We start from the raw sequence: 410 nt of genomic DNA, 5'->3' as shown, positions 1-410 counted from the left end.
CCTTCAGGGTGCGCACGCGCACGCCTTCGGCGGCGGCCTCGATGCCGGCCAGTTCGGCTTCGCCGCGGCCATACAGGCGCAGCAGGCCCAGGCCCTTGATGCGGTCGGCGAAATGGCCGCTCATGCGCGCCAGTTCGCCCAGCTGCGCGCGCCCGGCGGCTTCAGCGCCCCAGCCCACCAGCATCATGAAGAACGGCACCAGCGGCGCGGTGAACAGCAGGATCAGCGCCACCACCCAGTCCACCCAGGCGACAGCGGCCAGGATCAGCAGCGGCACCACCACCACTTCGGTGCGCACCGGCAGGAAGCCGCTGTAATAGCTCTCGATCGCATCACCGTGATGCAGCATCAGTTCGCCCAGTTCACCGGTGCGGCGCTGCCGCAGCCAGAGCGGGCCCTGGCCCAGCAGG

At 70.2% G+C, this 410-nt stretch carries 1 protein-coding gene; it reads right to left on the bottom strand.

Annotated elements, in window-relative coordinates:
- A partial coding sequence (locus tag I6F28_RS37210; RefSeq protein WP_249782239.1) for an ABC transporter transmembrane domain-containing protein occupies positions 1-410 on the bottom strand: 410 nt, incomplete at both ends.

It is taken from the genome of Bradyrhizobium sp. NBAIM14 (assembly GCF_020193895.1).
Taxonomy (GTDB): domain Bacteria; phylum Pseudomonadota; class Alphaproteobacteria; order Rhizobiales; family Xanthobacteraceae; genus Bradyrhizobium; species Bradyrhizobium yuanmingense.
Note: the sequence above shows the minus strand (reverse complement) of the source record. Positions and strands in the feature narration are given on the sequence as shown.